Origin of the sequence: Psychrobacter sp. AOP7-A1-24, from assembly GCF_052376235.1 — a bacterium.
GTDB lineage: Bacteria > Pseudomonadota > Gammaproteobacteria > Pseudomonadales > Moraxellaceae > Psychrobacter.
Window position 1 is genome coordinate 1 of record NZ_JBQSVM010000063.1, and the last position, 8712, is coordinate 8712.

The 8712-nt window shown below is 41.2% G+C and carries 6 protein-coding genes; 1 reads left to right on the forward strand and 5 read right to left on the reverse strand.

From position 1 onward, the window contains the following. The coding region (locus ACT3QQ_RS13065) for a dicarboxylate/amino acid:cation symporter (protein WP_444528326.1) at positions 1-1153 on the forward strand (1153 nt) is incomplete at its 5' end. A 1066-nt stretch (positions 1154-2219) separates the two neighbouring features. Here ACT3QQ_RS13065 and hisD read toward each other — a convergent pair. The 5 genes from hisD to ACT3QQ_RS13090 form a co-directional block, all read right to left on the reverse strand. Beyond that, a complete protein-coding gene (hisD, locus tag ACT3QQ_RS13070) occupies positions 2220-3515 on the reverse strand; it encodes a histidinol dehydrogenase (RefSeq protein WP_444528327.1) in 1296 nt (431 codons plus the stop codon). Between the two features lie 226 nt (positions 3516-3741). Beyond that, on the reverse strand, positions 3742-5154 hold the full coding sequence (locus ACT3QQ_RS13075; protein ID WP_444528328.1) for an aspartate ammonia-lyase: 1413 nt from the start codon (positions 5152-5154) through the stop codon (positions 3742-3744). A 147-nt stretch (positions 5155-5301) separates the two neighbouring features. Further along, positions 5302-6600, reverse strand: a complete 1299-nt coding sequence (locus tag ACT3QQ_RS13080) for an NAD(P)/FAD-dependent oxidoreductase (RefSeq protein WP_444528329.1) — start codon at positions 6598-6600, stop codon at positions 5302-5304. A gap of 21 nt (positions 6601-6621) precedes the next feature. After that, complete coding sequence (locus ACT3QQ_RS13085; RefSeq protein WP_444523506.1) at positions 6622-7047, reverse strand: RidA family protein; 426 nt, start codon at positions 7045-7047, stop codon at positions 6622-6624. A 131-nt stretch (positions 7048-7178) separates the two neighbouring features. Next, complete coding sequence (locus tag ACT3QQ_RS13090) at positions 7179-8327, reverse strand: tyramine oxidase subunit B (protein WP_444520859.1); 1149 nt, start codon at positions 8325-8327, stop codon at positions 7179-7181. Positions 8328-8712 lie beyond the last annotated feature (385 nt).

Sequence of the window (8712 nt, forward strand, 5' to 3'; positions counted from 1 at the left end):
CTTATTAAAAATGGTAGTTATACCCCTTGTTCTTTTTTCACTGATGGTAGCAGTCAACCACTCGAACCCTAAAGAGTTAGGTCGTATAGGATTAAAAATATTCCCCTTTTATATCGTCTCAACTGGTATCGCTGTAGTAGTTGGTATTCTTTTAGCCAAAATGACCAATCCTGGTGAAGGCTTTTCACTACCCACAGCAGTGTCTATGGATACTCCTGCACGCCCGTCTTTCATCGACACCTTACTAAACATGGTACCAAGTAATATTTTCAATGCTTTTGCTCAAGGTGACATTCTCGCTGTCGTATTTGTCGCTGTTATCTCTGGGTTGGCTATTTTATTTATGCGCCATTCAACAGATGAAAAGCAACAAGAGATGGGCAATTTTTTATTCAAAATGCTCGAAGCTTGTAACGAAGTGGTCTCTAAAATACTAAGTGGCATTCTACTATACGCACCTATTGGTGTACTGGGTATCACTGCCAATACGTTTGGTACGCAAGGGTTAGACGTTGTTATTGCACTAGGTAAGTTTATTGGCACTTCATACCTTGGTGTCATTATACTAGTTGGCGCTGTGTTCCCATTAATGCTGAAAGTATTCGGTGTGAAAGTTATTCAGTTCTATAAGAACATCAAAGAAGCTGCTTTTACTTCATTTGTAACTAGTAGTAGCCTCAGCACTCTACCTATTACCATTGAATGTGCAGAAAAAGCAGGTATTGGGGAACGCGTCGCAAAACTTACGCTACCGATTGGCGCTACCATAAACATGAATGGTACAGCATTACGTTTTGGTGTCGCTGTTATCTTTGCAGCAGAAATCATGGGCATGTCACTGTCGGTACCCGAATTGGCTACCATTGTTATCATTGGTACCATGGCCGCGATTGGGACTGCTGGCGTGCCCGGTGCGGGGTTGATTGGTATGTCTATCGTCTTTACTCAAGCGGGATTGCCCATCGAAATCGTTGCGCTCACCGCAGGTATTAATATTTTGGTTGATATGATCTTCACCTTTGGCAATGTCGTTGGTGACTTGGTGGGTGCCAAAATAGTAGACCAAACAGAGAAAAAAAGTAACTCTGAAGACTTAACCGATGCTAATTTTGGGCATCAAAATGAAATGCAAAAAGTGATCGCTATTGAATAGATTTTAATTAGTAAAATTAATAATCTCTGGGCGTATTTCTAGGATTACTCATATGAGTATTATGCACATCACATAATATTCATGTTGATATTGCCGTTTGCCTATAACGCTGCTTAGATTGTATCAGGTTTGCAAAATATAAACGTACCTTAAATAAACGGAGTAGTTTCAATAGGACTGCAAACTCAAAGTTGTATGTATAAGATGTTTGAAAGGCACTAACATTAATTCATGAAGATATTATAGGGTTTGTTGAACATTCAAATATTAGGGATGATGATCGCTAAAATTACACAGAATTAGGCACAGTCCGACTATGTCAAGACCTTAGCTAGTCTTACAACAACGCTTGGGAAGACTCTAGCATCAGCTTTTCAGTGCAGTACTAATTATAACCAACCTCTTATACTTTTAGTACGAACAAACCTTTTAACCTTTAGATTTCATAGCTTGAAATATTTTATCGATTTCATGTTTTTATCTAGATAAGATTTTTAATATTGGGATGTGAGCGTGCTTACAATGTGGGTACGCTTTTTTGATACTTTGAATGAAAGATTAGTCCTCTACTGTTCATCACTTAAAAGTTCCATTTGTAGCTCCTTACTTTTCAAAGAACTGCTAATACTGTTTTTTTGATACTTTAGATTTGTTGATAGATATATCGTATCTATTTGTTGACAGATAAAATCATCACTCATCTCAAACCTATAAAATTCAAGGGGTAGCATTAATATTTATTGATAAGTATTGTGTATTATTGTTGTAAAAACAATGACTCATTATCCTTTGGTCGTAGGTTCAAATCCTACTGGGCCCACCAAATTCAAACCCTCACAGGTATTAACTTGTGAGGGTTTTTTGTTGTCTAAATTTCATATAAGTGTACTGAGACGATTAATTTCTTGATACTATCTTGATACTTTGACCCTTATAGTAATTAAAGTATGATAACTACTAACACTATGGTTATGTACTGCTAAAGGTACTGATATCTATATGAATGTTGTATTGACTGGATTTGCGCTACAGATAACAATAATATTAATCTTGAAGTATAAACATCCTACTTATAACGATAACGTGCTGAACGAGCGTGCGCATCTAAATCTTCACGTGTTGCCAAAATGTCAGCAGCCTCAGCTAGCGGTTTGCTACCGCTTTCACTGCAATAGATTAATGATGACTTCTTCTGGAAATCATAAACACCTAACGGGGATGAGAATCTTGCCGTTCCTGATGTTGGTAACACATGATTAGGCCCTGCACAATAGTCCCCAATGGCTTCAGGTGTATGACGACCCATAAAGATAGCGCCTGCATGACGAACGTCATTAAGTAGCACATCTGGATTGTTGACAGATAACTCTAAATGCTCAGGGGCAACACGATTTATAACGGCCATACCCTCACTACGATTTTTCACTAGCACTAATGCACCACGGTGTTGTAGTGATTCTTTGGCGATATCAGCTTTTGGTAGATCATTCAACGCCCTCTCAATCTCAATCGCCACCTCCTCAAGCTGTTTAGGACAGGTTGTCACAAAAATAGCTTGAGCCACACGATCATGTTCCGCTTGAGACAATAAGTCCATCGCTAACCAATCAGCACGGTCATCCGCTTCACCTTCCGCATAGACAAGCACCTCTGACGGCCCTGCAATCATATCAATGCCCACTTGACCAAAAACCGCACGCTTGGCAGCGGCCACAAACTTATTACCAGGACCTGTAATTTTATCCACTTGCGGAATAGTCTTTGTGCCATAAGCTAATGCTGCAACTGCCTGCGTCCCGCCTATCGTGAATACTCGATCAACTTCTGCTAAGTGCGCAGCTGCTAAGACCAGTTGATTGAGCACACCTTTAGGTGCTGGCACGACCATAATCACTTCTTTAACCCCAGCAACTTTAGCAGGAATGGCATTCATCAAGACTGATGAGGGATAAGATGCTAGGCCACCTGGCACATAGATACCAACTCGATCAAGCGGTGTGACCTTTTGTCCTAGTCGATTGCCCAGCTCATCCTCATACTGCCATGTTTCTTGTACTTGGTTTTGATGAAAGTCTTTTACTCTTATGGTCGCAGTGGTCAGTGCAGTCTTTGCTTCATCATCTAATGTGTCAAACGCTTCGGCCAAAGACGCTTTAGACAGCTCAAGCTCATTCATCGATTTGGCTGGATGTTGATCGAACTTTTGAGTTAATGCCAGTACCACACTATCACCATCAAGTCTGACTTGAGCAATGATGTCATCTACTGTCTTTAGTAAGTCGGCATCATTGACGGTTTCAAAAGCAAGCAAGGTAGAAAGTTGCTGCTCAAAATCTGTGTCTTGGGTACTTAACTGCCGCATAATGCTAATCCTTAATGTTTATAGTTTACTGGGTAATACAACCTTAGCTCTAAAAATCAAACTAGGCTGCTAGATTCTCTTTGCTGTCTACATCTATTTAAATCACTTTGAGCGTAAAAGATGTAGTAACTTTTGATCTACTCTAACGACTCAATCATCAGACAACGAAAAGCCGTATTAGCAAATGCGAATACGACCTTTCTGTTAACTCAAAGTAAAACTAACACTAAAGCATCAATTTCACTTTTGGATAAACCATATTGGCAGGAGATAAGACAAAGTCTAAAGTCTCTTTGTTCATTAGCTTTTCACCTAAAACAATGTCGTAAACACTGCCGCCCGTTTCTTGCGCTTTCTTAGCCACATAAGACGAAGACTCATAACCTAAATGCGGGTTTAGTGCAGTGACCAAGCCTATATTATTAAATACCTCAACACGGCAAGCCTCATTATTCATCATAAGGCCATCGATACAACGAGTTGCGAAAACCTCACAAACATTTGACAGCATGCTCATGCCCGTAAATAAATTGAATGCCATGACAGGTTCAAATACATTCAGCTGTAGCTGACCGCTTTCAGAGGCCATAGCGATAGCATTGTCTACCCCCATCACATGAAAGCAAGCTTGATTGACTACCTCAGGGATTACTGGGTTTACCTTACCTGGCATGATCGAGCTACCAGGCTGCATTTCTGGCAGACGGTATTGAGCCAGACCTGCCCGCGGACCAGACGTCTGTAAGCGCAAATCATTGGCAATTTTTGATAATCGTGCAGCGAGTAAGCGTAAGTTGCCGGACAACGCCACATAAGGACTCGTGTCTTGTGTGGCTTCAATCAAATCTTCGGCGATATAATAAGGCCTACCTGTAAGCTCTCCTAGTGTTTGTGTGCACAGCTCTGAATAGCCAACAGGTGCATTTAATCCCGTACCAATCGCTGTACCACCCATATTAATTTCGTGAAATAACACACGACTAGATTCTATACGATCCATCTCTTTTTTGATCATCGTTGCAAAAGCCTTGAACTCTTGACCGGCGGTCATAGGCACTGCATCTTGTAGGTGCGTCCGACCCATTTTTAATTCATCAGCAAGCTCAATACTTTTACTTATGAAACTGTCGTGTAGCACCTTCATCTTTTGTAACAAGCGCGTACAGTAATCATCCAAAGCGACTTTCATCGCCGTCGGATAGACATCGTTGGTCGATTGTGAAAGATTGACATCATTATTTGGATGGACGTGCTGATAGTCGCCTTTTTGATAGCCTAAGATTTCCAATGCTCTATTGGCGATGACTTCATTAGCATTCATATTGGTTGACGTGCCTGCACCGCCTTGAAACATATCAACGATAAACTGGTCATGATATTTGTTATCGATTATATCATCACAGGCAGCGACGATAGCGTCTTTAATACGTTCATCGAGTACATCAACTTTGTTGTTCGCGATTGCCGCCGCCTTTTTTACAGTGGCCAGCGCTCTAACAAACGTGGAAAACTGATGCAAACGCACACCACTAACGGTGAAGTTTTCAAAAGCACGTAAAGTTTGGATGCCATAGTAGGCATCAGCTGGCACGTCACGATAGCCAATTAGATCATGCTCTTGGCGAGTAGCAGTATTCATCGGGTAAAACTCCTTTTTATAGAACCCTTATTAATGATGATGTACTTATGCTGTCATTCGTTTTGAAATGACAGTCGATAGCTTTACTTGGTTAAAGAAATGTTTTCTACTTATGTCTCATCCATGTGTGACATAAATAAAAACACTTTAAAAGCGTGAAAATCGGTAAGGTGTTGGGGCAATTAAAGGTGTGTCACTTTGCATAACCTTATCGGCAGCAAGCTGACCGGCGGCAGGAGACGTACCAAACCCATGACCTGAAAATCCAGTCGCAATAGTCAAACCTGGGATTTTCTCAATACGATCTATGACAGGGTTAGAATCTGGCGTTATATCAATCACACCAGCCCATTGTGTTTCAATTTCTGCATTTTCAAAACCTGACCAAGAGGCACGTAAATTGTCTAGGGCATTACCCGTCAACACCTCATTTGACAGTGGGTTCATGGCTCGAACCTTTTCAAAGGGCGATACACTGTCCGCTTTCCATTTACGTGCTAGACGCAAATCATCCCAAAAATATTTACCTAAGCCAATTTTTAAGAATTTGTGCTGTACTTTTAGGGCAGGCAAAAACTTTAACCCTAGCAACAAATGATCTATGGTTAATGGCGCATCTAACTTACCTCTTTGCGAAATAATATAACCGCCATCTCTATGTTTTCTGAATGAAAAGTCTGGTGCGCCTACAGAGGGATCAAATTTAATATCCATTGGCTTGGTTTTCAACACCGAGCATATCGTTGGTAATGTCGGTAAGCTGACGCCCAAATTACCTAAGAATCTACGCGACCAAATCCCGCCCGCTAACAGTACCTCTTGGCAAAGAATCTCACCTTGTTCAGTAATAACGCCAGACACACGCCCACCTTTGGTAGCTAGCGTCCTGACAGCACAGTTTTCGATGATGACAGCACCTTTGGCAATGGCAGCATTGGCAATCGCACTTGATGCCAATGTCGGCTCTGCGCGTCCATCAGATGCCGTATAAATCCCGCCTGCCCATTTGCCGCGACCGTTTGGCACGAGCTGGTCAATCTGCTTGGCCGTGACCATACGTGAATCAAGGTTTAATGACTGTATAGAGTTATGCCAACTCTCATACCCTGCTATTTCAGCAGGTGTTCTACCAATAAATAAAATACCAGACTGACTATACCCTACATCAGCACCTACTCTTTTGGACATCTCTGCCCATAATTTGTCAGAGGCTAGCGCCAAAGGCACATCATCAGAAAGACGATTGGTTTTTCGAATCCATCCTAAATTACGAGAGGACTGCTCACCTGCGATTCTTCCTTTTTCTAATACCACAACCGGTACATTGCGTTCAGCAAGTGTTAAGGCAGCGGTTAATCCCACAATGCCGCCACCAATGATGACCACAGTAGTAGCATGCGGCAGACTGGTCGCAGGATTGATAATCGGTTTTATGATAGGTGCCATTGGAACCGTACTCCTTATGGCTTATGATTGGCCAATATTGATGGTAGCTGTTTCTGCGGTTGAGGCGCCTTTATACGCAGTCACTTCTATCTCTACTTTGTAGATATCAGAACCCAACGGTGGGCAGCTCACAGTAGTAGCAGGATCAACACCTCTAAACTTCTCTCCGACTATTTCCATAATATCCATCGTATTTTTTGGATCTTGAATGAAAACACGAGACATCACTACATCTGCTAATGACGCATCCACTGCTTTTAGCGCCCGTTCAATATTGGCAAATACCTGCAGAGTCTGTTCTTTCAAATCGTCTGGGATTTCTTTGGTTTCAGGGCAACGGCCTGCTGTGTTAGAAACAAAAATCCAATTATCCACACATACTAGACGTGAATAACTGCTGTGCTCTTCTAGTGCTGAACCTGTCTTTAATTTAGTAATTTTCGTCATTGTCACTCTCTCAGTTGAAGGTAGTTGAAACATAATTTATAACTTATCGAAAGTTATAAAGTTATAACGCTGTCAGGCTACGTACATAAGTTAATAGCCTGAAATAAATAAGCTTAGTTAAATAGCACTACTTAACATAGAACTGGGGTGTCCCATAAGTTAAGCTTTACACCAATACCTTTTTCAATCGCATTGCGATATACAACGGTCGCCCAAGCCACATCTTCGATAGGCAAACCGCCAACAGACAAGATAATAATCTCATCGTCATTTTGGCGTGCAGGTGCATCACCGCTGATAATTTTGGCTAAGTCTTCGATGTCTTCTTTTTTTATGACACCTTCATCAACCATATCCATGAATTTTACACCAATGATTGGCACATAATTGTGAGCAGGCTTATGGTCTGACTCCTCAAACCAAGCTTCGTATAATCCAGTACAATCCAAAACTTTTCTGACATCAGAGGTAGCGAGCGCATCATCAATATTACAAGCCGCTGGCATCGCCATGAATACGCCAGGCTTTAACCATTCTTTCTTAATGATGGGATACGTTGCCGCATCACCAACGACACTTGAAGCACAATAAGTCACGATATCCGAGCCACGAACCAAGTCTTCTAATTCATCGACAATTTGCACGTTGATCTGTGGATGCGCTTCAGTTACCCAGTCTATAAACTTGTTTAAACTTTTTTGGCCTCGGCCCTTAATTTTTAAGGTATCAATTTGAGGACACGTCACAACCAACGCACTTAGTGCTGTTTTAGCCATGACTCCAGGTCCTAAGATTCCTACTACTTTGCTGTCTTTCTTAGCTAAGTATCTTGCACCTACACCAGAAATAGCCCCTGTACGATGCGCTGATAATAAGTTTGCTGACATCAAAGCCAACGGCGCGCCAGTGTCAGTATCATTTAGCATAAAGGTAAGAATAGAGCGTGGCAGTCCTTTACCTCTATTTTCTGTATTTGAGCCGTACCATTTGACACCCGTCGTTTGAAAACTACCGCCTAGATAAGCAGGCATCGCCATAAAGCGTCGATCGGCTGTGTTTTTTGGCATGTTAGGAAACGGAGATTCATCAGGGAACATCATCATGGCGCCATGAGAGTCATTATTAGGGCCAGCCATACGATAGTCACCGCTGTATAGCAACTTAAACATATCGTCCATGGTGTCTACGCATTGCGCCATATCGGTCACGCCAGCTGCAATCATGTCTGGCTCTGATAAATAAACAAAATCAATCTTCGTATTGGCATATTCCGTTGTCATTTTATTCTCACTTCCTTATTCGTCTATGTTGCTTGCTGTCATTTAATACTCACACACTACAAACCCTATAAATAGAATAAATCGGCAATAAGAAACCTAAAATCCAACTTTTTATAGGTAAGTTGAAAAGGAAGTCGCGAGGTGTTAGAAGTGATGAATTGAAAAGAAACAAGCGAAATCAAAGAAGCAATTAAATCCAAGAAGATAAATTACTTTAGGAGAGACAATGCAGAAATACGTGGTCATTAATGGATTGATGCCATTCAATGAGAATAGGAGGCTTAAAAATAGCAAATAACTAAAATACAGACACTATAAAATTGAAACTTTATAACGATAATTGTTCCATAGAACTAAGTCCTGTGAATATACTTATTTAGCATAT